General features: G+C 60.7%; 27 protein-coding genes and 1 pseudogene. 11 read left to right on the plus strand and 17 right to left on the minus strand.

Annotated features, from left to right (window positions below; translation table 11 throughout):
- The first annotated feature begins 173 nt into the window (after positions 1-173).
- On the plus strand, positions 174-821 hold the full coding sequence (locus tag K0H47_RS21820) for a hypothetical protein (protein WP_063033714.1): 648 nt from the start codon (positions 174-176) through the stop codon (positions 819-821).
- Between the two features lie 129 nt (positions 822-950).
- On the opposite strand, the gene K0H47_RS21825 is transcribed toward K0H47_RS21820, so the two are convergent.
- From K0H47_RS21825 to K0H47_RS21850, 6 genes are all read right to left on the minus strand, one after another.
- Positions 951-2,498, minus strand: a complete 1,548-nt coding sequence (locus K0H47_RS21825; RefSeq protein WP_017477956.1) for a SulP family inorganic anion transporter — start codon at positions 2,496-2,498, stop codon at positions 951-953.
- A gap of 85 nt (positions 2,499-2,583) precedes the next feature.
- Positions 2,584-3,315, minus strand: coding sequence for a carbonic anhydrase (locus K0H47_RS21830; RefSeq protein WP_003214859.1), 732 nt, complete (start codon positions 3,313-3,315; stop codon positions 2,584-2,586).
- A 197-nt stretch (positions 3,316-3,512) separates the two neighbouring features.
- Positions 3,513-4,571 (minus strand): PA0069 family radical SAM protein, encoded by a 1,059-nt coding sequence (locus tag K0H47_RS21835; RefSeq protein ID WP_219273604.1) that lies wholly within the window; start codon positions 4,569-4,571, stop codon positions 3,513-3,515.
- 81 nt (positions 4,572-4,652) lie between these two features.
- Positions 4,653-5,951, minus strand: coding sequence for a cytochrome c (locus K0H47_RS21840; protein ID WP_219273606.1), 1,299 nt, complete (start codon positions 5,949-5,951; stop codon positions 4,653-4,655).
- A gap of 12 nt (positions 5,952-5,963) precedes the next feature.
- Entirely contained in the window at positions 5,964-7,748 is a 1,785-nt protein-coding gene (locus K0H47_RS21845) for a GMC family oxidoreductase (RefSeq protein ID WP_093203302.1), read from the minus strand.
- A gap of 2 nt (positions 7,749-7,750) precedes the next feature.
- Positions 7,751-8,491, minus strand: coding sequence for a gluconate 2-dehydrogenase subunit 3 family protein (locus tag K0H47_RS21850; protein WP_219273608.1), 741 nt, complete (start codon positions 8,489-8,491; stop codon positions 7,751-7,753).
- A gap of 275 nt (positions 8,492-8,766) precedes the next feature.
- Between K0H47_RS21850 and K0H47_RS21855 the strand changes: the two genes are divergently transcribed.
- Positions 8,767-9,453, plus strand: a complete 687-nt coding sequence (locus tag K0H47_RS21855; RefSeq protein ID WP_063033717.1) for a dual specificity protein phosphatase family protein — start codon at positions 8,767-8,769, stop codon at positions 9,451-9,453.
- Between the two features lie 27 nt (positions 9,454-9,480).
- Here K0H47_RS21855 and K0H47_RS21860 read toward each other — a convergent pair whose 3' ends face one another.
- Entirely contained in the window at positions 9,481-9,753 is a 273-nt protein-coding gene (locus K0H47_RS21860; RefSeq protein WP_003214872.1) for a YheV family putative zinc ribbon protein, read from the minus strand.
- The gene (gene prlC / locus K0H47_RS21865) at positions 9,750-11,801 is read right to left on the minus strand and encodes an oligopeptidase A (protein ID WP_374106772.1); all 2,052 of its coding nucleotides are present in this window, start codon (positions 11,799-11,801) and stop codon (positions 9,750-9,752) included. The genes K0H47_RS21860 and prlC overlap by 4 nt, the downstream gene beginning before the upstream one ends.
- A gap of 102 nt (positions 11,802-11,903) precedes the next feature.
- Here prlC and K0H47_RS21870 point away from each other — a divergent pair, with 102 nt between their 5' ends.
- Positions 11,904-12,446 carry a gamma carbonic anhydrase family protein gene (locus tag K0H47_RS21870; RefSeq protein ID WP_063033719.1) on the plus strand — a complete coding sequence of 181 codons (543 nt, stop codon included), beginning with the start codon at positions 11,904-11,906 and terminating at the stop codon, positions 12,444-12,446.
- An 11-nt stretch (positions 12,447-12,457) separates the two neighbouring features.
- Positions 12,458-13,111 (plus strand): HAD family hydrolase, encoded by a 654-nt coding sequence (locus K0H47_RS21875; protein ID WP_063033720.1) that lies wholly within the window; start codon positions 12,458-12,460, stop codon positions 13,109-13,111.
- 96 nt (positions 13,112-13,207) lie between these two features.
- Here the strand turns inward: K0H47_RS21875 and K0H47_RS21880 are convergent, their stop codons facing one another.
- Positions 13,208-14,263 (minus strand): aminopeptidase, encoded by a 1,056-nt coding sequence (locus tag K0H47_RS21880; RefSeq protein WP_219273612.1) that lies wholly within the window; start codon positions 14,261-14,263, stop codon positions 13,208-13,210.
- Positions 14,264-14,404: 141 nt separating this feature from the next.
- On the opposite strand from K0H47_RS21880, the gene K0H47_RS21885 reads away from it, so the two are divergent.
- Positions 14,405-14,827: a hypothetical protein gene (locus K0H47_RS21885; protein ID WP_177069834.1), complete on the plus strand. Its 423-nt coding sequence runs from the start codon at positions 14,405-14,407 to the stop codon at positions 14,825-14,827.
- On the opposite strand, the gene K0H47_RS21890 is transcribed toward K0H47_RS21885, so the two are convergent.
- Both K0H47_RS21890 and K0H47_RS21895 read right to left on the minus strand, forming a co-directional pair.
- A complete protein-coding gene (locus tag K0H47_RS21890; protein WP_063033723.1) occupies positions 14,828-15,067 on the minus strand; it encodes a DUF1161 domain-containing protein in 240 nt (79 codons plus the stop codon).
- A gap of 113 nt (positions 15,068-15,180) precedes the next feature.
- Positions 15,181-15,612: an OsmC family protein gene (locus tag K0H47_RS21895; RefSeq protein WP_017477943.1), complete on the minus strand. Its 432-nt coding sequence runs from the start codon at positions 15,610-15,612 to the stop codon at positions 15,181-15,183.
- 216 nt (positions 15,613-15,828) lie between these two features.
- Between K0H47_RS21895 and K0H47_RS21900 the strand changes: the two genes are divergently transcribed.
- On the plus strand, positions 15,829-16,830 hold the full coding sequence (locus K0H47_RS21900) for an LLM class flavin-dependent oxidoreductase (protein WP_008439586.1): 1,002 nt from the start codon (positions 15,829-15,831) through the stop codon (positions 16,828-16,830).
- A gap of 59 nt (positions 16,831-16,889) precedes the next feature.
- Here the strand turns inward: K0H47_RS21900 and K0H47_RS21905 are convergent, their stop codons facing one another.
- Complete coding sequence (locus tag K0H47_RS21905) at positions 16,890-17,117, minus strand: DUF1161 domain-containing protein (protein ID WP_003214893.1); 228 nt, start codon at positions 17,115-17,117, stop codon at positions 16,890-16,892.
- A 117-nt stretch (positions 17,118-17,234) separates the two neighbouring features.
- Complete coding sequence (locus K0H47_RS21910; RefSeq protein WP_017477941.1) at positions 17,235-17,450, minus strand: dodecin; 216 nt, start codon at positions 17,448-17,450, stop codon at positions 17,235-17,237.
- Positions 17,451-17,606: 156 nt separating this feature from the next.
- Here K0H47_RS21910 and K0H47_RS21915 point away from each other — a divergent pair, with 156 nt between their 5' ends.
- Positions 17,607-17,933: a YqjD family protein gene (locus K0H47_RS21915; protein WP_003170746.1), complete on the plus strand. Its 327-nt coding sequence runs from the start codon at positions 17,607-17,609 to the stop codon at positions 17,931-17,933.
- Here the strand turns inward: K0H47_RS21915 and K0H47_RS21920 are convergent.
- A complete protein-coding gene (locus K0H47_RS21920) occupies positions 17,930-18,826 on the minus strand; it encodes a LysR family transcriptional regulator (RefSeq protein ID WP_063033724.1) in 897 nt (298 codons plus the stop codon). The genes K0H47_RS21915 and K0H47_RS21920 overlap by 4 nt on opposite strands.
- A gap of 109 nt (positions 18,827-18,935) precedes the next feature.
- On the opposite strand from K0H47_RS21920, the gene trpB reads away from it, so the two are divergent.
- The 4 genes and pseudogenes from trpB to K0H47_RS31190 form a co-directional block, all read left to right on the plus strand.
- A complete protein-coding gene (gene trpB, locus K0H47_RS21925; RefSeq protein ID WP_063033725.1) occupies positions 18,936-20,177 on the plus strand; it encodes a tryptophan synthase subunit beta in 1,242 nt (413 codons plus the stop codon).
- Positions 20,177-20,986 carry a tryptophan synthase subunit alpha gene (gene trpA, locus K0H47_RS21930; protein WP_010168557.1) on the plus strand — a complete coding sequence of 270 codons (810 nt, stop codon included), beginning with the start codon at positions 20,177-20,179 and terminating at the stop codon, positions 20,984-20,986. The genes trpB and trpA overlap by 1 nt, the downstream gene beginning before the upstream one ends.
- 139 nt (positions 20,987-21,125) lie before the next feature.
- Positions 21,126-21,572: an anti-virulence regulator CigR family protein gene (locus tag K0H47_RS21935; RefSeq protein WP_063033726.1), complete on the plus strand. Its 447-nt coding sequence runs from the start codon at positions 21,126-21,128 to the stop codon at positions 21,570-21,572.
- A gap of 21 nt (positions 21,573-21,593) precedes the next feature.
- Positions 21,594-21,684: pseudogene (locus K0H47_RS31190) on the plus strand (outer membrane lipoprotein carrier protein LolA); the annotation flags it as partial.
- On the opposite strand, the gene K0H47_RS21940 reads toward K0H47_RS31190, so the two are convergent.
- The 3 genes from K0H47_RS21940 to K0H47_RS21950 form a co-directional block, all read right to left on the minus strand.
- Complete coding sequence (locus K0H47_RS21940; protein ID WP_063033727.1) at positions 21,677-22,981, minus strand: MFS transporter; 1,305 nt, start codon at positions 22,979-22,981, stop codon at positions 21,677-21,679. The pseudogene K0H47_RS31190 and the gene K0H47_RS21940 sit on opposite strands and share 8 nt — an antisense overlap.
- Before the next feature lie 172 nt (positions 22,982-23,153).
- Complete coding sequence (dgoD, locus tag K0H47_RS21945; RefSeq protein WP_003213645.1) at positions 23,154-24,302, minus strand: galactonate dehydratase; 1,149 nt, start codon at positions 24,300-24,302, stop codon at positions 23,154-23,156.
- A gap of 33 nt (positions 24,303-24,335) precedes the next feature.
- Positions 24,336-24,956 carry a 2-dehydro-3-deoxy-6-phosphogalactonate aldolase gene (locus K0H47_RS21950; RefSeq protein WP_003213643.1) on the minus strand — a complete coding sequence of 207 codons (621 nt, stop codon included), beginning with the start codon at positions 24,954-24,956 and terminating at the stop codon, positions 24,336-24,338.
- Between the last annotated feature and the right edge of the window lie 5 nt (positions 24,957-24,961).

Below are 24,961 nucleotides of genomic sequence, written 5' to 3' on the forward strand. Positions count from 1 at the left end.
AAACAGACCACACAACAGGACCGATGGCGCCCGTTATCCGACGAACGATGGCGATTTGATATAACGCCAGCGCATAACCGTGAAATAATTATGACAAATGCGTCTTAGGCGCTCGTATAAACGAGCTACCTTATCCTCTCCCTATTTCCTACGCCTGCATCACTGGAGCTTTCATGAACACCGCCGCATTGCGCGAGCAGATTTCCCGTGCCCATCAACACGAATCCAGCACCGGCCAGCTTGCTCAGCAGCTGGAAGTCCAGTTACCACACCTGCACCCGGCGATTTCCCTGCCTGACGTCGACGCCAAAGGCGTGATGACGCGTTTTGTCAGTGCCTACATCGACCAGGTCCCGGATCTGCTGGACGCAGCCAATGATGTCGCCCGAGAAGCCGGTATTGAGAGCCAGATCAAACCGGTGCTGAAAATCGCCGAGCATTTCTTCCTGCAACCGCCAGCGATCCTGGCCGGGCATGAAGGTTTGGACGGTTTGCTGGACGAGGCTTATCTGGCTCATCGCTTGGTGGAAGAGGTCAACGATCTGTATATCAAGCACTTCGGCCAGCCGTTGATTCCGCTGGATACCACGGTGGCGAACGTGATTGCCCACCAATTGATCGGCGAGACCTTTGCCAACCAGCTGGATGAAGCCGTGCACCACGCCGTGGATGAGATGCTTAACGAAGAGAGCTTTGCGTTAGAGTCGGTCGAGACGTACCGCGACAAGCTCAAGAGCCCGGACACGGAAGCGGCGTGGAAGCGCTGGCCGTGCCTGTCGCGGCAGTTGGGTGTGGGCCTTGAGCTGGACCAGCCAGCTTAGATTTGCCGGCTTGCAAAGATCCAATGTGGGAGCGGGCTTGCTCGCGAAGGCGGTGTATCAGAAACACATTCAGTGACTGACACTCCGCCTTCGCGAGCAAGCCCGCTCCCACATTTTGATCCGGTTTCGTCAGCCAACAGACGGCGCCGAGCCTATTCCGGTCGTCGTTCTTACCCGTCCTTCCAACCTGCGCTTCAACCCCCGCGCCTCGATCATCAGCTTCGAGCCCTTGGCCGCATTGGCCCGACCCCATTCTTCCAGCAACTCCAGGCAGGAGTGGTCGATGTAACTCAGGTTATTGAGTGGCACATGCAAGGTGGTCCCGGCAGGTACCGTCGACAACACCTGAGTCAATGCCGGCACCTTGAGAAAGGTCCCAGCCCCCGTCAATCGCAACTCCATCTCGCCATCCTGTGGCAGGTCCACCAGGCTGATTTTCAAGCGTGAAGCCTTGAACGCCAGCTTGACCAGCGTTAGCCCGAAGCCCACCAACACGCCCGTCAACAAGTCGGTAAAAATGATCGCCAGGGCCGTCGCTGCGTAGGTAAACATCGGCATCCGCCCGTAACGCGCCAGGCCACGAAACGCCTTCATGTCCACCAGCTTGATCCCGGTGTACACCAGCACACCCGCCAGGCTCGCCACCGGAATGCTTTGCAGCACACTGGACAGCAACAGCACGAACGCCAGTAGCCACAAGCCGTGGAACATCGCCGACAAACGCGTGGTGGCACCGGCCTGGACGTTGGCCGAACTGCGCACGATCACACCGGTCATCGGCAGGGCACCGACCAGACCGCACAACATGTTGCCCACGCCTTGCGCCGACAATTCCTTGTCGAAATCGGAACGCTGGCCACTGTGCATGCGGTCAACCGCCGCTGCCGAAAGCAACGTTTCCGCACTGGCGATAAAGGCCACGGCGAACGCGGCGATCAACAGGTTGGGATCCGCCAGGTTCAGCAGGTCGCTGGGGCGTAGCCAGTCGATGGCGTCCGCCAGGTTTTCCGGCACCTCCACACGCTTGACCTGCAACGCCAGCACCAAGCTGGTGACTGTCGCCAAACCCACGCCGAGCAAGGCGCCGGGCACGAAGCGCAGCTTTTGCGGACGGAACTTGTCCCACAGCCACATCACCAAAATCGTCGACAGCCCGAGCAGGCCAGCCTGCCAGCCAAGCCCGCCGCCCAGTGTAGGAATCGCCTGAATCAACGCGGCGGGAAAGCCGGCGAGGTTATCCAGCCCGGAGGGTTTTGGCACACCGTCGAGCATCACATGGACCTGCGACAGGACAATCAGCACCCCGATACCCGCCAGCATCCCGTAGACCACCGCAGGCGCCGTAACACGGAACCAGCAGCCCAGGCGCAAACGCCCGGCCACCAACTGCAGGAAACCCGCCAGCAACAGGATCGGCCCGAGCATGGCCATGCCATGCTGGCGCACCAGTTCGAACACCAGCACCGCCAAGCCGGCAGCCGGGCCGCTGACTTGCAGCGGCGATCCCGCCAACCAACCCACCACAAGCCCACCGATAATCCCGGTGATCAGGCCTTTGGCAGGTGGCATCCCTGACGCGATGGCGATCCCCATGCACAGCGGCAGGGCAACCAGAAACACAACCACAGAGGCCAGCAGCTCCCGTGGCAGCACAGCTTTTAATTGAGCAGCACGCATGATGACTCTCCCGAGGCATTTGCCGGGCGTGGCAACGCCTGGCTGCTCGAATGGCAGCCATCGCGTTACCCGACAGGGGATTGTTTTAGAAGCGCGCTTTAGGCGTCGCGGATGGGATCGGCTGGGTACCGTTCAACGGCAGGAACGCCGCCTGATCCGCATCGTAGGCCCTGATCTCGCTGGTCTCGATGTCGTAGACCCAGCCATGGATAAACAGATGCCCATTGGCCATGCGCGAGGCTACCGACGGGTGCGTGCGCAGATGCTGCAACTGGGCGATCACGTTTTCTTCGGTCAGCACATGCATGCTTTCGTGTTCGTTGGCGCAGTCACAGTTGTCCTGGACCATGGTCTTGGCGACCTCGGCGTGGCGCAGCCAGGCCTTTACCGTGGGCATTTTTTCCAGGCTCTGGGGGTTGAGCACTGCGCGCATGGCGCCACAGTCGGAGTGGCCGCAAATGATGATGTGCTGCACGCCGAGGGCCAGTACCGCGTACTCGATGGCCGTGGAAACACCGCCGTTCATCTGCCCATAAGGCGGCACGACGTTGCCGACGTTACGGGTCACGAACAAATCCCCCGGGGAGCTGTGGGTGATCAGCTCGGGAACGATGCGCGAGTCGGCGCAGGTAATGAACATCGCTCGTGGGCTTTGGGCCGTAGCGAGTTTTTTGAAGAGTTCTTCCTGCTGCGGAAAGATCTCGTTATGGAAATGCAAAAAGCCTTCAACGATGTGCTGCAGCGCTGCATCGGCGGACTCCGCCTCGTGAGGGGCTGAAGCCGACGCAGCCAACGGCTGTTTATCCTTGTCACTCATGATTCATCCTCTTGATTGGAGCAGGGGAGTTTTCCAGTGCGGCTGGCGCCCAAACCGAAGCGCCGACTCATTAGTCACTCGATAAACAAGGTACCCGCCGAAACTTAACTCAAACTGAATGAACCGCTCTAGATCGGGGCTTTCAGTGATATCAAAACGCGACTATTCCTACACGGTCGCGCGCCTTACACAGCAGTTTACAACAATGCCATCTGCCTGCCCGGTGGGCAAAACGCCGTGCAATCCAGATTAAACCCTTCCCGGCGATTCAGCCCCAGCCGTTTGATCGCCTTGGCGAAACGCTGCGCCAACAGATCGGCAAACGGCCCTTCGCCGCGCATGCGTACACCGAAGCGACTGTCATAGACCTCACCACCGCGCACCTGCCGCACCAGGCTCATCACATGGGCCGCGCGCTGCGGGTAATGGGCCGCCAGCCATTCCTCAAACAACGGCGCCACCTCCAAGGGCAGGCGCAGCATCATGTACGCCGCACTTTGAGCGCCAGCGGCATGCGCTTCGGTCAGCAAACTTTCCAGCTCACTGTCGTTGATCATCGGAATCATCGGTGAACACAACACGCCCACCGGGATCCCCGCCTCACGCATCACCCGAATCGCCCGCAGCCGCGCCTTGGGCGCAGCCGTGCGCGGTTCCAGGATGCGCTTGAGTTCGTCGTCCAGGCTGGTGAGGCTGATCATCACCGCCACCAGCCGCTGCTGCGCCAGCTCGGTCAGCAGGTCGAGGTCCCGCAGGATCAGCGAACCCTTGGTAATAATCGTCACCGGGTGGCGATAGCGCAGCAGCACTTCGAGGGTCTGCCGGGTGATCTTGTACTCGCGTTCGATAGGCTGGTACGGGTCGGTGTTGGAGCCCAGGTTGATCGGCGCGCAGGTGTAGCCCGGTTTCGACAATTGCTGCTCCAGCACGTCAGCGGCGTTGGTCTTGGCGATCAGCTTGGTTTCGAAATCCAGCCCCGGCGACAGGTCCCAATACGCATGGCTGGGCCGCGCATAGCAGTAGATACAGCCATGCTCGCAGCCACGATACGGGTTGATCGCCCGATCAAACGGGATATCCGGCGAGCTGTTGCGGGTGATGATGGTTTTCGCGGTTTCGATACGGACTTCGGTGCCCTGGGTCTGTGGCACTTCCTGATACCAGCCGTCGTCTTCCACCACACTGACAGTGGGCGCAAAACGGTTATGCAGGTTGGTGGCCGTGCCGCGCCCGCGAGGCGGCAGAGGAGTGGACATGAACGCGCCCCTATACTGTTTTTTTATACAGTATAGGGGCGCACGGTTTCTGACCAGTGCCGTTTGGCGGTCAACCTTCAATCAGTGCTTGGAGGTCACCTGGCCAAGGTCATCGCCGGAGGTCGTCTGCATATCATTCTTGCGCAGGTTCGCGACGTCACTGGCTTTCACCGGCTCGCCTTTGTTACCCCAACTGCCTCGCACGAAACTGACGACATCCGCCACTTCCTGATCCGACAAACGCCAGGCAAACGCCGGCATGGTGAAGGTCGAAGGGGCGGTGTGGGTCGCCGGCAGCGTACCGCCGTTCAACACAATGTTGATCAACGAGGTGGCATCCGCCGTCTGCAACACCGGGTTGCCCGCCAACGCCGGGAATACCCGGGTGTAGCCATGGCCATCGGTGCGGTGGCACGCCGCGCAGTTGTCGATATACACCGATGCCCCCGGCTTGCTGTCATCGCCTTTCCACAGCGCATCGGCGACCTGCTTGTCGTACTGGTGCGGCTGATCCTTGGGATCCACCGCCGGCAGGCTCTTGAGATAGCGGGCGATAGCCGTCAGGTCATCTTCCGACATGTACTGCATGCTGTGGACCACAACGTCGCTCATGCCGCCAAACACTGCGCTGCGATCACTGCGGCCGGTCTTGAGGAATTGCACCAGCTGTTCCTCGCTCCAACCGCCCAGGCCGTCCTTGTGATCGCCCCGCAGGCTCTTGGCAATCCAGCCTTCCAGCGGTGCGCTGCCGGAAAGGAAAGCGCTGCCGTCCGACGCACTCAGGGATTTTTCCTGCATGGTCAGCGCCCGTGGCGTATGGCAGGCACCACAGTGGCCAAGTCCTTCCACCAGATACGCGCCACGGCTGATCACCGGGTCCGCGCCCGCTTGGGCCTGATAGTCCTCGACTTTGGGCGCGAACATCCAGCGCCAACCGGCCAACGGCCAACGCATGCTCAACGGCCAGGGAATGTCGCTGTCCTTGTTAGCTTGCGCCACCGGTTCCACGCCCTTCATGAAGTACGCGTACAGCGCCTGCATGTCGCTTTCGCTGACCCGCGCATAAGACGGATAGGGCATCGCCGGGTAAAGGGTACTGCCGTTCTTGGCGACGCCATGGCGCACGGCCTGATCGAAGTCTTCGAAGCTGTAGTCGGCCAGGCCGGTTTTATCCGGGGTGATGTTGGTGGAGTAGATGGTGCCGATCGGGGTTTCCATCGGCAGGCCACCGGCGAACGGCTTGCCGCCCTTGGCGGTGTGGCAGGCCACACAGTCACCGGCGCGCGCCAGGTATTCGCCCTGTTTGACCAGGTCGGTTTCAGCCGCACTGACCGAGCAGCTGCTGATCAAGGCGAGGGAGGCAATAACAAATGCTTTCATGGTCATCGCTCCTTATGCCTGAACCAGTGGGCCGGGGTTTTTCAGGTACTGCTCGCGAATCGCCCGCGCCGACCAGTAGGTCAACGCCGCCACCAGACCCGTAGGGTTGTAGCCCAGGCCTTGTGGGAACGCGGAAGCGCCCGGGACAAACACGTTGTGTACGTCCCAGCACTGCAAGTAGCGGTTCAAGGCACTGGTTTTCGGGTCGGTGCCCATGATCGCGCCACCATTGAGGTGGGTAGTCTGATAGGACGCGGTGTTGAAATGCTCGCCCACCTTTTTGCCCAGTAAGGCGATCGCCTTGGGGTTCATCGCTTCGGCGATCTTGCTCATTTTGTCGACCATGAAGCGGTTCATCTTGATGTCGTTTTCCTGCCAGTCGAAGGTCATGCGCAGCAGCGGCATGCCATAGGCATCGCGGTAAACCGGGTCAAGATCGAGGTAGTTGCCACGGTAGGATTGATGGGCGCCGTGAGCATCCATCGACACCTGGTGGGTGTAGTAATCAGCCGTGGCGCGCTTCCACGCGCTGCCCCAGGCCGGCGTGCCCGGCGGGTTTGAGGTGCCAGCAATCGGCCGGCTGCCTGCCTGGTTGACCCACATTGGCGAGCCGCCCACAAAGCCGTGAGGCCCGTGGTCGAAGTTGTCCGCGTTAAAGTCATCGATCGCCACGCCATTGCCGCCGGCACCGATGAAGTTGTTGGTGTGCACGTCCTTATCGAAGAACGCCTTGATGGTGGCCATGTTCTGGTAGGCGAAGTTCCGGCCCACCACGCCCTCGCCGGAGATCGGGTCGTAGGGTTTGCCAATGCCCGACAGCAGCATCAGGCGCACGTTGTTGAACTGGAAGGAACCGAGGATCACCAGGTCCGCTGGCTGCTCGCATTCCCGCCCTTGAGCGTCGACATACGTCACGCCGGTGGCCTTGCGCTTGGAGCTGTCGAGATTGACCTTCAGCACGTGGGAATTGGGCCGCAGCTCGAACTTGGGCTCCAGCCGCAATGCCGGCAGAATATTCACGTTCGGAGAAGCCTTGGAATACATGTAGCAGACATAACCGCTGCAGAAGCCGCAGAAGTTGCACGGCCCCATCTGCGCACCGTAGGGATTGGTGTAAGGACCCGACGTATTCGCGGAAGGCAGGTTGTAGGGTTTGTAGCCCACGGCCGTGGCGGCCTTCTGGAACAGCTGTGCGGAGACTGTGTTCTTCTGCGATTCCAGCGGGAAGTGATTGGAGCGATCCGGCGCGTAAGGGTTGCCACCCTTGCCTTCGCCTACCAACTGCCCCTTCACCGTCCAGGCCTGCCCGGAGGTGCCGAAGACTTTCTCGGCATAGTCGAAGAACGGCTCCAGCTCCTCATAGCTGACGCCGAAATCCTGGATGGTCATGTCCTTGGGAATGAAGTTTTTCCCGTAGCGCTCTTCGTAATGGCTACGCATGCGCAACTCGATCGGGTCCACCCGGAAGTGCACGCCGGACCAGTGCAGACCGGCACCGCCAACACCGTTACCGGGCAGGAAGGCGCCGAGTTGGCGGTTGGGCATTGCGACGTCATTCACACTATGGCGAATGGTCACGGTTTCCTTGGAGATGTCCTGAAAGAGCTTTTTACGCACGCTGTAGGTCAGTTCGTCGATGACCTGGGGATAGTTGCCGTCCGGGTAGGTATCCTGCATCGGGCCGCGCTCCAGCGCTACCACGTTGAGGCCCGCTTCCGTCAGCTCCTTGGCCATGATCGCGCCAGTCCAGCCGAAGCCGACGATCACCGCATCCACTTTCTTCATGATGGTCGCCACGTTTATGCCCTCTCGCCACGGATCGATACAGCCGGGAAGGGGTATTGCTCGTTGCGTTCAACCCAATCCATGAAATCGGCGCGGGCGCCGGGGAAGCCGATCATGGTCCAGCCGACCATGCCTTTGTTGCCACCGTGGACCGGGTCGCAGAAGAACCCTTCCTTGGTGTTTTGCAGCAACAGATTGAAAAAAATCTTCGGCGGTACGCTCTCGAATTGCGCGTCGCCAGCCTCCAGGCGCTGCAACAATTTGTCCTGGGTAGCGCTGTCTTGCTCGGCAAATAGCTTACCGTTCATCGCTTTCGACCAGGCATCCGTGGCAGCAATGCCCAGGCGATAGATCTCCTTGGGCACCAATTTGCTCTGCCAGCCCATTTCAGGCGGCGCGTCGGCATTGAACGGGCCTTGCATGAACCACAGGGCACCCGCCGCGTACGGCGTGTTCATCTGACGATCAATGTATTCCGACGCGCCGGCTTCCAGGGCGCCTGGGCCTTGGTCGTCCGCCGGGATCAGGCGGGCAACGGCCGCGTTGATAAAAGCCCATTCCTCGGCAGTGAAATAGCTCGGCTCATAGGCCTTGCTGCTGACAGGCGCCTTTTCAGGGCTGGCTTGAGCCGGCTCGGGAACCGCCATCAGCATCGAACCGCCCAGGCCCGTGCTGGCGACAGTGACCACGGGGATCAAGGTCAAGGATTTGCGCAAAAACTCACGCCGGGGGTTGTCTTGATCTTGATCAGACATGGTGGCACCTCATCATGTGGTCACGGATTTATCAGCCGCTTCGGGGAGCGGCTTATAGTTTTGGCAGCAAATAGGATCCAAAGGACCCAAAAGGATAGAACACGGCAGAAATCAATAGTTACAAAGGATAGCAGGCTAAGGATCGAGGGGAATCGATTCAGCGGGAAAAAAATAGCGGGCGTTCACGATTCTTTGACGAGTGCCTCACGAGGCATTGATCCGCTGTAGGCGAATCTGTGCCCCATCAGCCATTTCCCTATTCGGTTACATCGCCCATGTTCAATCACCAATTGCTGCCTGCCATCAGCCTGGCATTCATGGCGCTGTTTACCACCGTCCAAGCGCACGCCGACGACACTGCTTCCATTCGCTCACTGGAATGGGCCCAGCCCGTGGGAAGCCAATACAACCTGTATCAGATGTCGCCCACCCTCTATCGCAGCGCGCTACCGGATAGCAGCGCCGTTCCTGTCCTGGAAAAACTCAAGATCGGTACGGTCATCAACTTCCTGCCCGAATCTGATGCCAACTGGCTGAAGTCGTCTGATATCAAGCAAGTGCAACTGACCTACCGAACCAACCATGTCGACGACACCGATGTACTGGAAGCCCTGCGCGCCATTCAGGACGCACAAGCCAACGGCCCGGTGTTGATGCATTGCAAGCACGGCTCGGATCGCACCGGGTTGATGGCGGCGATGTATCGAGTGGTGGTTCAGGGGTGGAGTAAAGAGGAAGCGCTGAACGAAATGACGCTCGGTGGCTTTGGAGCCAGCAAAGGCTTCAAGGACGGCGTTCGCTACATGATGAAGGCTGATATCGACAAGCTACGCACAGCGTTGGCCAATGGCGATTGCAGCACCAGCGCCTTTGCACTGTGCTCGATGAAAAGCTGGCTGAACACCGCGGACAACGCCAAGGACGCGGCGGCAGAAAAAACCGCCCTGGTGATCACCCCCTGAGCCATCAGCTCAGGGGGCACATGCCGGTCAGTCTTTTTTCAGCTTCGGATTGGGGAAGAACTGCACCGCCTGCACCTTGGGATCCGGTGCTTTCAATGCCGACGTATTGACCCGCGTGCCCAATTCCTTGGGCACTGACAGACCTTGTTCATTCAGCGTGTCGGAGTAGCCGCAAGCCACACACTCGCGATGTGGCACATCGTCTTCGCTCCACATCATCAACTTGTCCGGCTCGCTGCACGCCGGGCAGACTGCCCCGGCGATAAAGCGTTTTTTGGTTTTCACAGGCGCTTCACTCATGCTGCCGCGTCCTCACTCAGGCCGCTGTGGCGCAAGAGTGCGTCAATCGAGGGCGCACGTCCGCGGAAGTCGACGAACAGCACCATCGGTGCCTGTGAACCGCCACGGGCCAGGATCGCTTCGCGGAACGCCCGGCCAGTCTCGGCATTGAGCACGCCGTCTTCTTCGAACTTGGAGAAGGCATCCGCCGACAGCACTTCCGCCCACTTGTAGCTGTAGTAACCCGCAGCGTAACCGCCCGCGAAGATATGCGCGAAGCTGTTGGGGAAGCGGTTGTAGGCGGGCGGACGCATCACCGACACCTCATCACGCACGCCTTCCAGCACCTGCAGCACACTGCGGCCATCACCGTGGGTAGCGTGCAGCTCGAAGTCGAACAGCGAGAACTCCAACTGGCGAACCATCATCAGGCCGGACTGGAAATTCTTCGCGGCGAGCATTTTTTCCAGCAGGTCCTGAGGCAGCGGCTCACCGGTTTCATAGTGGCCGGAAATCAGCGCCAGGCCTTCCGGTTCCCAGCACCAGTTCTCCATGAACTGGCTTGGCAACTCCACCGCATCCCAGGCCACGCCGTTGATGCCGGACACGCCAGCGTGCTCGACACGGGTCAACAGGTGATGCAGGCCGTGGCCGAATTCGTGGAACAGCGTGGTCACTTCATTGTGGGTCAGCAGGGCAGGCTTGCCGCTGTCGGCCGGGGTGAAGTTGCACACCAGGTTGGCCACCGGGCTTTGCAGCACGCCATCAAGGGTGCGGCGACGATCACGGGCGCCGTCCATCCAGGCCCCGCCGCGCTTGTTGGCGCGGGCGTACAGGTCGAAGAAGAAGCGGCCGACGTGCTGGCCGTTTTCCTTGATTTCGAACAGGCGAACGTCCGGGTGCCAGGTGTCGAAGCCTTTCTGCTCGGCGATTTCGATGCCGTACAGGCGCTGCACGATAGCGAACAGGCCGCTGAGCACCTTGTCGATCGGGAAGTAGGCGCGCAGGGCTTCCTGGGAAACGCTGTAACGCTGTTCGCGCAGTTTTTCGCCATAGAAGCCGCTGTCCCAGCTTTGCAGATCCGGGCAACCTTGTTCGGCGGCGTAGGTCTTGAGCTGTTGCAGGTCCTGGGTGGCGAACGGCTTGCTGCGCTTGGCCAGGTCTCGCAGGAAGCTCAGCACCTGGTCGCTGGACTCGGCCATTTTGGTGGCCAGGCTCAGTTCGGAGAACGAGGCGAAGCCCAGCAGTTGAGCGAGCTCCTGACGCAGGTCGAGGAGCTGTTCCATGACCGGGCCGTTATCGTTCTGACCGGCATTCGGGCCTTGGTCCGACGCACGGGTGCAGTAGGCGGCGTAGATTTCTTCACGCAGGGCGCGGTCGTGGGCGTAGGTCATCACCGCGTAGTAGCAGGGGAATTCCAGGGTGATCAGCCAGCCGTCCAGGCCTTTGGCCTGGGCAGCCGCAGCCATTTGCGCCTTGGACGAATCGGTCAGGCCGGCGAGGGTCGCTTCGTCGGTGACGTGCTTGGTCCAGGCCTGGGTGGCGTCGAGCAATTGGTTGGAGAACTTGCTGCCCAGTTCGGAGAGTTTGCTCTGCACTTCGGCATAACGTTTTTGCTGCTCAGGCGGCAAATCGATACCCGACAGGCGGAAGTCCCGCAGGGAGTGTTCCAGAATGGTTTTTTGCGCCACGTCGAAGCCGGCGGCTTCCGGGCTGTTGGCCAGGGCTTCGAAGGCCTGGAACAGCTCGCGGTTCTGGCCCATCTCGGTGGAGTAGGCACTCAATGCCGGCAGGCAAGCCTCGTAGGCTTCGCGCAGTTCGGCGCTGTTGCACACGGCGTTCAGGTGGCTGACCGGGCTCCAGGCAGCGCCCAGGCGGTCATTGAGTTCGTCCATGGCCAGGACCAGGCCGGCCCAGGTCGGATTTTTACCCTGGCTTTGCAGGATGCCTTCGATGGCGACGCGGTTGTCGGCGAGGATCTGTTCGATGGCCGGCTGTACGTGCTCGGCACGGATCGCCGAGAACGGCGGCAGGTCGTAGGACTGCAGAAGAGGGTTGTTCGCGCTCACGGTTGGCACCTTGGCTGAAGAAACATGTAAGAACAAAGATGGGGCCATCTTAATTACAATCAACGCCCACCGCAGCTATCAGCAGAAGAGAGAGAGCCTATCGTGACCCTTCGCACCTACCAGAATCACACGCCGGCCTTGGCCGCCGGGGCTTTCGTCGATGCATCGGCGGTGGTGATCGGCGACGTCGAAATCGGCGCCGACAGCTCGGTATGGCCGCTGACGGTAATCCGCGGCGACATGCACCGCATCCGCATCGGTGCGCGCACCAGCGTGCAGGATGGCTGCGTGCTGCACATTACCCACGCCGGGCCCTTCAATCCTGATGGTTTCCCGCTGTTGATCGGCGACGATGTGACCATTGCCCACAAAGTCATGCTGCATGGCTGCACGGTGGGCAACCGGATTCTGATCGGCATGGGCAGCATTGTGATGGACGGCGCCGTGGTGGAAGACGATGTGATCATCGGCGCCGGCAGCCTGGTGCCGCCGGGCAAGAAACTCGAGAGCGGTTTTTTGTATGTCGGCAGCCCGGTTAAACAAATCCGCCCGCTGACTGACAAGGAGCGGGCGTTTTTCACCTACAGCGCCGCGAACTACGTAAAGCTCAAAGACCTGCACCTGGCCGAAGGCTTCGACCAATGACAAGGACACCCATGCATTACCAAACCGTTCTGTTCGACCTCGATGGCACCCTCACCGATCCGCGCGAAGGCATCACCCGCTCGATCCAGTACGCCCTCGCCAAACTGGGGATCGACGAGCCGGACCTGACCAAGCTTGAGCACTTCATCGGCCCGCCGCTGCTGCAAGCATTCATGCAGTTCTATGGCTTCGACGAAGCCAAGGCGTGGGAGGCGGTGAATTTTTACCGCGAGCGCTTCAAGGTCACCGGCCTGTACGAAAACCGCGTATTCGACGGCGTGATGCCGCTGCTTGAGGACTTGAATGGCCAGGGTCGCCAGCTGTATGTGGCCACATCCAAGCCTTGGGTGTTCGCCCGTGAAATCGCCCGGCATTTCGATTTCGCCAAACACTTCAAGGTGATCTACGGCAGCGAGCTGGACGGCACCCGCACCAACAAGGTCGAGCTGATCGCCCACCTGATGGCCGAAGAAGGCCTGGACCCGGCCACCACCTTGATGATTGGCGACCGCAAGCACGACCTGATCGGCGCGCGCAGCAATGGGCTGGATGCGGCGGCGGTAGGTTATGGGTTTGGCAGCCATGAAGAGCTGAGTGCCGAGGCGCCGACCTGGCACTTTGAAACATTGGCCGAGATGCATCAGGCGTTTTTGCAACGGCCTTGAATGCGCTATCGCAGGCAAGCCAGCTCCCACATTTGATCACGGTCGGCCAAGACAACTCAGTCAAATGTGGGAGCCGGGCTTGCCCGCGATGAGGCCCTACCGGCCAACCACTTGCCCGGATCCCTCCAACGCCCTCAGGGCCGCCTTGCGCTGTTCCACCGGCAACCCGCCCAGCTTCTCCACCGCCGCAAAGAACTTCGGCCAATCGCCGCCTTCCTGCTGGAACAACGCGGCGAACGCCGGTACCCACTGGTCATACAGCCCAAACGGCAGCAACCTTGCGTTGTTCATCGGCAGGTTGATCCAGGCGTCATAACGCTTGTCGCCACCCCACTGGCTATCGCGCATGTGCCGGTAGTCACGGCGCAGGCGTTCGAATTCAGCCGCCTTGGTCTGGCGCATGGCATCTGCCGCCAGCGGCTGGGTATACAGCTGCTCCAGGCGTTTGCGGGTGTCGAGCACCAGCCGGGTGAACTGGTCGCGCTGTTTCAACGACGACTCGCTGGCTGGCGGCAAGCCACGGGCCGCGCGCCATTGCCGGGTGCCTTCCTGCTCGACGAAGGTGGCGTACGACTCGTTGAACTCGGTGTCGTCCTTCACATAAAACCGCTGATGTGCCAACTCATGAAAAATCAGCGTGGCCAGGCGCTCATCGCCCCAGCTCATCATCGAACTCATGATCGGGTCATTGAACCAGCCGAGGGTGGAGTAGGCCTCCACGCCACCAATCGACACGTCCATGCCTTGCTGCTTCAGCAACGCCGCCTGGCCGCGTGCGGCGCCCTGGTTGTAGTAACCGCGATAGGCCACGCACCCGGCAATCGGAAAGCAGTGAGTCTGCGGCGACAGGGAAAATTCCGGCGTGGCGAAGACGTTCCAGACCACATAAGGGCGGCCAATGTCCGCATACAGACGGTAACTCTGGTTGTCCGGCAGGTGCAGGTGCTCGCTGGCGAAGGTACGGGCCTTCTGCGACTGCGCCAAGTGGTCCCGCAGCACCTGTGGCCGGGACGGGTCGGCGATGACCTCGGAGACCGGCTCCCGGGCCCGCAGCAATAGCCATTGGCCGTCTGCCAGTTGGCTGTAATAACTGACGCTGGAGCAGCCACTGAGCAACAGCAGCATCAACCCGGGAAGTAAACGCCTGACCATTAAAACCTCTCGCAGGTGACTATCCCGCCAGACTATCTCGCCTGTGGGGAATTTTTCCATGGCGTGGCGTGTTTATACTCATAGGGAGCGTGCCGCCGAACGCAGCCGCTTAAAAACCATTCCTACCGTTGAGTGCTTAACATGCGTCAGCTACTGCTTCCCATCGCTGCAGTCCTTCTCAGTGCCTGTACGTTGACGCCGCTACCGGCGGTTGATCCGCAGCAAGCCTGGGTTGACTTCGCCACCCCGACACCCGGCGCCAAGCTGGTGATGGCGCAACGCCTGGACGGGAAAAACCTGAACGACGGGCGCTTCTTCCAGGTGCCGCCTGGCAGCCATGAGCTGATGGTGCGTTTTGATTTCGAGGTGCCTACCGGTGGCAGCTTCGGCGGGATGGGCCAAACCACCGACCGAACCTGCTTCATGACCCTGCAATACGACCGTTTCGAGGCAGGCCAGCGCTATCGCCTGGAAGGGCGCTCACTGGGCTACAACCCGAATATCCGGCTGTACAACAAAGCGGGTCAGTTACTGGCGGAAGAACGTAGCGTCAACTGCATCTGATCAGTCGTTGTTCTTCTGGTAGACGATGGCCTTCGTGCCGTTCTCACAGCTGCCGACAACCATGGCGCTGTCGTGCTTGTCGGCTTCTTCCTTGCTGACGATTTCGAGGGTGTAGGACGGAACGGCATTCGCCTGGATTTTGACCTCGATCTCTTTCCTGAGCTCTTCACAGTCTTTCGGCGCGGCCAGCGCCGACGTGGCCAGTGCACCGCAGATAACCGCCAAGGCAATACGTTTCATGTGTAAAGCTCCCTGAATGCACGCGCACGGGTGTGCGCTAAGTCTGCAATCGGCTATTCGACCACATTTGCACCTGCAGGAGCGAGCAAGCTCGCCCCTGCAAGAGGGTTGCATCAACTAATCAGCGTGCCATCCAGGGTAATGGTTGCATTCAGTACCTTGGACACCGGGCATCCTTCCTTGGCCTTTTTGCTCAGTTCATCGAACTGCGCCTGGCTGGCGCCCGGGATCTTCGCCTTGAGGGTCAGGTGCACGGCAGTAATCGCAAAGCCACCGTCCACTTGGTCCAGGGTCACTTCGGCCTGGGTGTCGATGCTGTCGGCCTTGAGCCCGGCGTCGCCGAGAATCATGGAAAACGCCATGGAGAAACAACCGGCATGGGCTGCGCCGATCAGTTCTTCAGGGTTGGTGCCCTTACCCCCTTCGAAACGGGCCTTGAAGCCGTAGGGCGCTTCGCGCAGCACGCCAGTTTCCGTGGAAATGGAACCCAGGCCAGTCTTCAGGTCGCCTTCCCAATGCGCGGATGCTTTTTTAACGATACTCATAGCGGTCTCCTCGAACGGTGGTTTTGCGTCAGTAAGGGTTCTGAGGATAGACGCCACGGCAAAGTTCATCTTGTCGGAGAAACCTAGCAATTAAGTAGGAAATTTCACCATCGCTATTGAATCTCGGGTATATGCCCTCATTGCATAGACATGCACATGAAGCGGCAGGTTTTGGTTCGTCTTAGAAGCCTGCGCCCCCATTGGAGAAGCAGGCTTATGAAATCGCTGTCCGACGTAAAGTTCTCGACCCTCGACCTCGTGCCAGTGCGCGCCAACGGCAGTCCGGCGCAGTCGCTGCGCAATTCCCTGGACCTGGCCCAGCACGTGGAAAAATTCGGCTACAACCGTTTCTGGGTGGCCGAACACCACAATATGGACGGTATCGCCAGCTCGGCGACCTCAGTATTGCTGGGTTATCTGGCGGGCGGCACCTCGACGATTCGTGTCGGTTCCGGTGGCGTGATGCTGCCCAACCACGCGCCGTTGGTGATCGCCGAGCAATTCGGCACCCTGGAAAGCCTGTACCCGGGCCGTATCGATTTGGGCCTGGGCCGCGCGCCCGGCTCCGACCAGATGACCGCCCGCGCCCTGCGCCGTGAACGCTCCGGCAGCGCCGATGATTTCCCGGAAGACGTGGCTGAACTGATGGCCTACCTCGGCCCGCGCACTCCGGACCAGCGAGTGATCGCCGTACCCGGCACCGGCACCAACGTCCCTGTATGGCTATTGGGTTCCAGCCTGTTCAGTGCGCAACTGGCAGGTGAGCGCGGTTTGCCTTACGCCTTTGCCTCACATTTCGCGCCGCGCCTGATGCATGAAGCGATTCGCGTCTACCGCAACCACTTCAAGCCTTCGGCCGTGCTGGACAAGCCCTACGTGATGCTCGGCATCCCCCTGGTGGCCGCCGATACGGATGAACAGGCTGATTACCTGGCTACGTCGGTGTACCAGCGAATCCTCGCGTTGATGCGCGGGCAAAGCCTGGTGCAGCGCCCGCCGGTCAAGACCATGGACGGCTTGTGGCTGCCCCATGAGAAAGACGCTGTAGGCAGTTTCCTTGGCCTGGCCATGGTGGGCAGCCCGCAGAAGATCCGCGCCAAACTGGAGGTGCTGGTGGAGCAAACTGGCGCTGATGAGCTGATCTTCACCTGTGACCTGTACGAACATGCCGACCGGATCCATTCCTACGAGCTGCTGGCCCAGATCATGAAGGGCTGAATCGCAGGCGTAAAAAAACCGACGCACTTGCGTCGGTTTTTTACGTCTGCAACACGGGATCACCCGCGCTTGTAGGCGATTTCCTTGGTACCGGCTTCACAGCTGCCGACAACCGTGTGGTCACTAGGTGCAGCACCTTTGTCCACGATTTCCAGGGAGTAGCCTGAAGCGCCTTTAGCGTCGATTTTTGCCGCAATCTCGCTTTTCAGCTCTTCACAAGGCTTGCCCGCCGCCAGGGCTGTGCCCGCAATGCTCAACAAACCTACCGCCAACAAAAAGTTCTTCATCCGTCACTTCCTTGGGTTGATCGAAAGGAAGCACGTCGCCGCTCGTCACGCCGACGTGCCTAAAGGTTGTAGCGGAGTTTATGGCAATCGGCCAGCGCGCAAGTTCAACCGGCTCAGTCAACTACTGGCAATTCGGAACCCCACTTTGAGGGTGACCTGGAAATGCGCGGCCTTGCCGTCCTTGATATGACCGCGGGTTTCGGTCACTTCAAACCACTCCAAGTGCTTGATGCTCTTGTGGGCTTCAGCCAAGGCATTGTTGATGGCGTCCTCGATGCTGGTGGTGGAAGAGCCCACCAGTTCGACTTTCTTGTAGGTGTGATGATCACTCATAAGGTTTTCTCCTGGGGTCGTTAATGAAGCCTAGCAGTGAATTCTCGTACTGCTTCTGGCGACTATTCCCATACGAAAGTTCAGATTTACTGCACTTTCTGAAACCGCCGCAGTCGGAAACAACACACGCCACTCAATCACTCCAGGAGAGCCCACATGGCCAACACCTCTTTACGCAAAGCGTCATTGGAAAGCATGGAAGCCGAGATTTCGAGCCTGCTCAAATCTTTGGAAAGCCTCAAGGACGATGCCTCTGACGAGTCGCGCAAAACCTTGAAGGCCCTGAAAAGCAATGCCGAGAATGCCCTCAAGCATTCCCGTCACCTGATCAGCGATGCCTATGAAGAAAGCAAAGTCAAAATCCGCGAAACCGGTGTTGCGACACGGGACTACGCGCAAGAGCACCCATGGACTACCGCTGGCGTCGCCGTTGGCGCACTGGGCCTGCTGGCGGCTTACTTGCTGTGCAAACGCGGCGACTAAACAACCTGGCGCGCAAGCTCAGCCTTGAGCCACTGCGCCAGTTGCCGGGCGCGCCCATCCGCGGCGCGCTTGGGTAGCCACAACGCCAGTTGCGCCGGGGTTTCACTGAAACCCCACGGCGCGACCAGGCGACCCGCTCGCAGGTCCTCTGCCACCAGCGGTTCTGGCGCAATCGCCACCCCCAGCCCCGCCACCGCCGCCTCCAGCAAATAATACAAATGCTCGAACCCCTGACCGTACTTCAACGCGCCAGCGTCGATCCCATGGTGCTGCGCCCAACTGGGCCAGGCTTGCGGGCGTGATGTGGTGTGCAAAAGGGCTTCATTGAGCAGCGCTTCGGCAGGTGCCTGGCGCAAACGCTCGTAATGGGCAAATCGCGGGCTCATGACCGGGCCGATGCGCTCGCTGGCCAATTCGTACACCTGCATATCCGCCGGCCATGGCGGCTCAGCGAACACCAGCAGCGCGTCCAACCCGGGGCGGCGCGGGTCGAGGTCGCCTTCGCCCGCCGACAGGTGCAGGCGCAAATCCGGCAGATCCGCGTTCAGGCGCCCCAAACGCGGAATAAACCAGCGCGCCAGCAGACTGCCGGAGCAGCCGAGCACAAACGGTGCGTCTGCGCTGCTTTGTGTGAGTTCTGCGCAGGTGTCCCTCAGACGCTCGAACGCCTCAAAACTCGCATCTCGCAGGCGGATGCCGGCATCTGTGAGTTTGAGGCCGCGCCCGTCCTTGACGAACAGGCTGACGCCGAGGTGTTCTTCCAACACCTTGAGCTGCCGGCTGACCGCGCCATGGGTCACGTGCAGTTGCTCAGCGGCCTGGCTGACGCTGTTCAGGCGTGCAGCCGCCTCGAAAGCGCGCAAGGCGTTCAGGGGTGGGAGGTCTCGGCTCATCTGTGAGTTTTCCTGACAGGTTGTGGCGATCTTATCGGTTTTCACGTGCAAGCGTCAGGGGTAGAGTGACCGTCATTGCCTCTTACACATTTTCTACCTGGAGCGTCCCATGACTCAGACCCAGACCGATTTACGCAACGGCCCAGACGCCAATGGCCTGTTTGGTTCGTTCGGCGGCCGCTACGTGGCGGAAACCCTGATGCCGTTGATCCTTGACCTGGCCCGCGAATACGAAGCGGCCAAGATCGATCCGGCCTTCAACGAAGAACTGGCCTACTTCCAGCGCGACTACGTTGGACGCCCAAGCCCGCTGTACTTCGCCGAACGCCTGACCGAGTTCTGCGGCGGCGCCAAGATCTACCTCAAGCGCGAAGAGCTGAATCACACCGGCGCCCACAAGATCAACAACTGCATCGGCCAGATCCTGCTGGCGCGGCGCATGGGTAAAAAACGCATCATCGCCGAGACCGGCGCCGGCATGCACGGTGTGGCCACGGCCACCGTGGCCGCGCGTTTTGGCCTGCAATGCGTGATCTACATGGGCACCACCGACATCGAGCGCCAGCAGGCCAACGTATTCCGCATGAAGCTGCTGGGCGCTGAAGTGATCCCGGTAGTCGCCGGCACCGGCACCCTGAAAGACGCGATGAACGAAGCCCTGCGCGACTGGGTGACCAACGTCGACAGCACCTTCTACCTGATCGGCACCGTGGCCGGTCCGCACCCGTACCCAGCCATGGTTCGCGACTTCCAGGCCGTGATCGGCAAGGAAACCCGTACCCAACTGCAGGCCCAGGAAGGCCGTCTGCCCGACAGCCTGGTGGCGTGCATCGGCGGCGGTTCCAACGCCATGGGCCTGTTCCACCCGTTCCTGGATGACACCAGCGTCGAAATCATCGGCGTTGAAGCGGCCGGCTACGGCATCGAGACCGGCAAACACGCGGCCAGCCTCAACGGCGGCGTACCGGGTGTGCTCCACGGCAACCGCACCTTCCTGTTGCAGGACGACGATGGCCAGATCATCGACGCCCACTCGATTTCCGCCGGCCTGGACTACCCGGGCATCGGCCCTGAACACGCCTGGTTGCACGACATCGGGCGCGTCCAGTACACCTCGGTGACCGACGACGAAGCCCTCGACGCCTTTCACAAATGCTGCCGCCTGGAAGGGATTATTCCTGCACTGGAAAGCGCCCACGCCCTGGCTGAAGTGTTCAAACGCGCACCGACCTTGCCGAAGGATCACCTGATGGTGGTCAACCTGTCCGGCCGTGGCGACAAAGACATGCAAACCGTGATGCACCACATGGAACACTCTTCACAAGAGCCATCCCAGCAGGAGAAACACTGATGAGCCGCCTGCAAACACGTTTTGCGCAACTGAAAGAACAAAACCGCGCCGCCCTGGTGACCTTCGTCACCGCCGGCGACCCGGGTTATGACACCTCGCTGGCGATTCTCAAGGGCTTGCCTGCGGCCGGCGCCGACGTGATCGAGCTGGGCATGCCGTTCACCGACCCGATGGCCGACGGCCCGGCGATTCAACTGGCCAACATCCGGGCGCTGACCGCCAAGCAGAACCTCACGAAAACCCTGCAAATGGTTCGCGAGTTCCGCAAGGACAACAGCGACACGCCGCTGGTGCTGATGGGCTACTTCAACCCGATCCACATGTACGGCGTGCCACGCTTCATTAGCGATGCGAAAGAAGCCGGCGTCGACGGCCTGATCGTGGTCGACATGCCTCCGGAACATAACGGCGAGCTGTGCGACCCGGCCCAGGCTGCCGGTATCGACTTTATCCGCCTGACCACCCCGACCACCGACGACGTGCGCCTGCCGACCGTGCTCAACGGCAGCTCCGGGTTTGTGTACTACGTCTCGGTGGCCGGTGTGACCGGTGCCGGCGCCGCGACCCTGGAACACGTCGAAGAAGCCGTGACCCGCCTGCGTCGGCATACCGACCTGCCGATCAGCATCGGTTTTGGTATCCGCACCCCGGAGCAGGCCGCTGCAATTGCCCGCCTGGCAGACGGTGTGGTGGTGGGTTCGGCACTGATCGATCACATCGCCAACGCCAGCAATGATCAGCAGGCCATCGACGGTGTATTGACCCTGTGCTCGGCGCTTTCGGAAGGTGTGCGCAACGCCCGTAAGTAAGCGGCTCGTAAGCGGTAGGTAAAGTTCCTGATACAGAGGAATCATGCTGGCAAATCAGCACCTAAACTGACAAGACCAAGGGATTTCGGACCCGGTTCGAAATCCCTTTTTGTTGTTTGTGCAGTTGAGGAAACCCCTGATGAAGATGCCTAAACGTGTGATAGCCGGTCTGGGTGTGCTGTTGCTCGGCGCCAGCGCCCTGGTGCAAGCCGCACCGTACGACCAAGGTGGCGGACCTGACCGTGGCGGCCCTCAAGGCCAACAGAACGATCACCGTGGCGATGACCGCCGCGGGCCCCAGGACAATCACCGTGGCGGGCCTCCTCAGGACTTCGGCCCTGTTCGGCAAGTGATCCGCGATAACCATGGCGACTTCCGCCGTGGTGCTCCGCCGCCTCCCGGCATCCACCTGGTGCGCGGCCAGCGCCTGCCGCCGAACTACTACGGCGAGCGTCTGGACCCTCGGGCTCTGTCGCATCTGCCGCAATATCCTGGCTACGAATGGCGCCGCTCGGGCGGGGACATCGTGCTGATCGCGATTGGCACCAGCATCGTTTATCAAATTCTGGATGGCGCGCTGTACTAGTAACTCCCTGTAGGAGCGAGCTTGCTCGCGAAAAACGTTAACGATAACGCGGGGGCATCTGACACCCCGCGGCGCTCTCAGGTTTTTCGCGAGCAAGCTCGCTCCTACAGTTCTATACGCTCGACCTTGCCGACCAGCAAGATGTAGGACAACGCCCCCAGCAACGCCAGCACCGCGATATAGGTAATCGCCGGTGCAAACGAATCCCCTGTCGCCAGAAAGCCAATCACAATCGGCGTGGTAATCGCCGACAGATTGCCGATGAAGTTAAACACCCCACCCGTCAGCCCCAGCAATCTTGCCGGCGCCAGGGTCGACACCAGCGACCAGGTAATCGACGCCAGGCCGTTGCCGAAAAACGCCACCGCCAGAAACGCAATCACCCACGCCGTGGAGTCAACAAAGTTGGCGCCGATGATCGCCGTGGAAATCAACAGCCCGCCAATGATCGGCAACTTGCGCGCAAACCCCACCGACGCTCCCCGGCGAATCAGCCAGTCGGAAAACAGCCCCGAACACAGCACCCCGACAAACGCCGCCAGAAACGGCAGCGACGCCAGCAGGCCGGACTTGATGAAGTCCATGCCGCGATATTTCACCAGGTAGGTCGGGAACCACGTCAGGAAAAACCACAGCGTGGAGTTCAGGCAGAACTGCCCCAGGTAGATACCCCACAGCTTGCGCTTGCTCAGCACGATGCCGAGGTCGACCCAACTGAATGGCGCCTTGGCCGCCTGCGCCTGGATGTCCACCAACCCGCCACCTTCGCGGATCAGCTCGATTTCCGCCGCATTGGCACCTTTGAAATCCCGTGGCTCGCGGTACACGGCGTACCAGATCAACGCCCACACAATGCCCACGCCACCGGTGGCGACAAACACCATGTGCCAGCCAAAGGTGTGTTGCAGCCAGGCCAATACCGGCGTGAGAAATGCCAGTCCGACAAACTGCCCGGACGTATAAACACCAATCGCCGTGGCCCGCTCACGCTCAGGGAACCAGGTGGTCACCACGCGGCTGTTGATCGGGTAAGCCGGGGCTTCCAGGGCACCGACCGCCATGCGCAATACGAACAGCGCGATGAAGCTGGCGGCAAAGCCGAGCATCACGGTGGCGATCGACCACAGCAGCAGGGCGACACTGTAGAGAATGCGCGGCGGTACCCGGTCCACCAGCCAGCCGCCGGGGATTTGCATGGCCGCGTAGGTCCAGCCGAACGCGGAGAAAATCAGCCCGACATGCACCGGGTCGATCCCCAACTCGCTCGTCAGGGCCGGGGCGGCAATCGACAGGTTGCTGCGGTCCAGGTAATTGATCACCACGGTGATGAACAGCAGCACCATGATGAAGAAACGCTTTCGGCTGGGCGTGACTAAAGAAGCCTGCCCGGTGAAGGACTCGGATTGCATGGGGGTTGCCTCTTCTTATGGTTATTGAGGACAGGTCTTACTGAAGAAACGCGATCCCTGTGGGAGCTGGCTTGCCTGCGATAGCGGAGTGTCAGTGCCTCAGATGCAAGCTGACTCACCGCTATCGCAGGCAAGCCAGCTCCCACACTGACGGTGTTTCTTCAGGAGGAAATCACCACTCCGCAAAACTGCCATCGGCATGACGCCAGATCGGGTTGCGCCAGCGATGCCCGATGGCCGCGCGCTCGATCACGTATTCCTCGTTGATCTCGATGCCCAGGCCTGGCCCATTGGGGATTTTCACAAAGCCCTGGTCGTAGTCGAAAACGCCCGGATCACGTACGTAATCCAGCAGGTCATTGCTTTCGTTGTAGTGAATGCCCAGGCTCTGTTCCTGGATGAACGCGTTGTAGCAAACCGCATCCAGTTGCAGGCACGCCGCCAGGGCAATCGGGCCGAGCGGGCAGTGCAGGGCGAGGGCCACGTCGTAGGCTTCGGCCATGTTGGCGATCTTGCGGGTTTCGGTGATACCACCGGCGTGGGAGGCATCCGGCTGGATGATGTCGACATAGCCTTCGCTGAGCACGCGCTTGAAGTCCCAGCGCGAGAACAGCCGCTCGCCAAGGGCAATCGGGGTGCTGGTGAGCGGCGCCAGTTCTTTCAGCGCTTCGTAGTTTTCGCTGAGCACCGGCTCTTCGATGAACATCAGTTTGTAGGGATCGAGCTCCTTCATCAGCACCTTGGCCATGGGCTTGTGCACCCGGCCATGGAAGTCGACGCCGATGCCGACGTTGGGGCCTACCGCATCACGCACCGCGGCGACGTTGGCCAGGGCCTGGTCGACTTTTTCGAAGCTGTCGAGAAATTGCAGCTCTTCGGTGCCGTTCATTTTCACCGCAGTAAAACCACGGGCCACGGCTTCCTTGGCGGCGCGGGCCGTGTCGGCCGGGCGGTCGCCACCAATCCACGAGTACACGCGGATTTTGTCACGCACCTGGCCACCGAGCAGGTCGCTGACCGACACGCCGAGGGCCTTGCCCTTGATGTCCCACAGTGCCTGGTCGATACCGGCGAGGGCGCTCATATGGATCGCGCCGCCACGGTAGAAACCGCCGCGGTAGAGCACCGTCCAGATGTCTTCGATATTGCGTGGGTCTTTGCCGATCAAGTAGTCGGACAATTCTTCGACGGCGGCAGCCACGGTGTGGGCGCGGCCCTCGACCACGGGTTCGCCCCAACCGGTCACGCCCTGGTCGGTTTCAACCTTGAGGAAGCACCAGCGCGGCGGAACGATGAAGGTGGTCAGTTTGGTGATTTTCATCTTCTTATCTCTCTTGTAGATGGAGAACGCTGATCAGCCCAAGGCATGCCAAGCGGCGACGTAGGCCTGGGCGTTGCTCGCCACTTGGGCGACGCTCATGCCCGGCTTGAATAACCCGGAGCCCAGGCCGAAGCCTTTGACGCCCGCGTCGAAAAATACCTGCATGTTGTCCGGAGTGATGCCGCCCACCGGCAGCAGCACCGTGCCCGCAGGCAGTACCGCGAGCCAGGCCTTGACCACCGCCGGGCCCATTTGCTCGGCGGGGAAAAGCTTCAGCACGTCGGCGCCTTCGGCCAGCGCGGCAAAAGCTTCGGTGGGCGTGGCCACACCCGGCGAGAGGTACAGACCCGCGGCCTTGGCGGCACGCAGCACCTTGGCATCGCTGTGGGGCATGACGATGACCTGGCCGCCGGCGGCTTTGACTTGATCAACCTGTTCCGGGGTCAGCACGGTGCCGGCGCCGATCAGGCAATCGGCGGGCAGGCTGTCCCGCAGGATGCGGATGCTGGAATAAGGGTCCGGTGAATTGAGCGGCACTTCGATGACCCTGAAGCCTGCGGTGTACAACACCTCGCCGATCGCCAACGCCTCCTCCGGTCGCAGGCCGCGCAGGATCGCGATCAAACCGTTGTGTGTGAGTGCTTGCTTGAGCATGTCGG

Origin of the sequence: Pseudomonas sp. Xaverov 83 (genome assembly GCF_019352905.1) — a bacterium.
GTDB classification, from domain to species: domain Bacteria; phylum Pseudomonadota; class Gammaproteobacteria; order Pseudomonadales; family Pseudomonadaceae; genus Aquipseudomonas; species Aquipseudomonas yamanorum.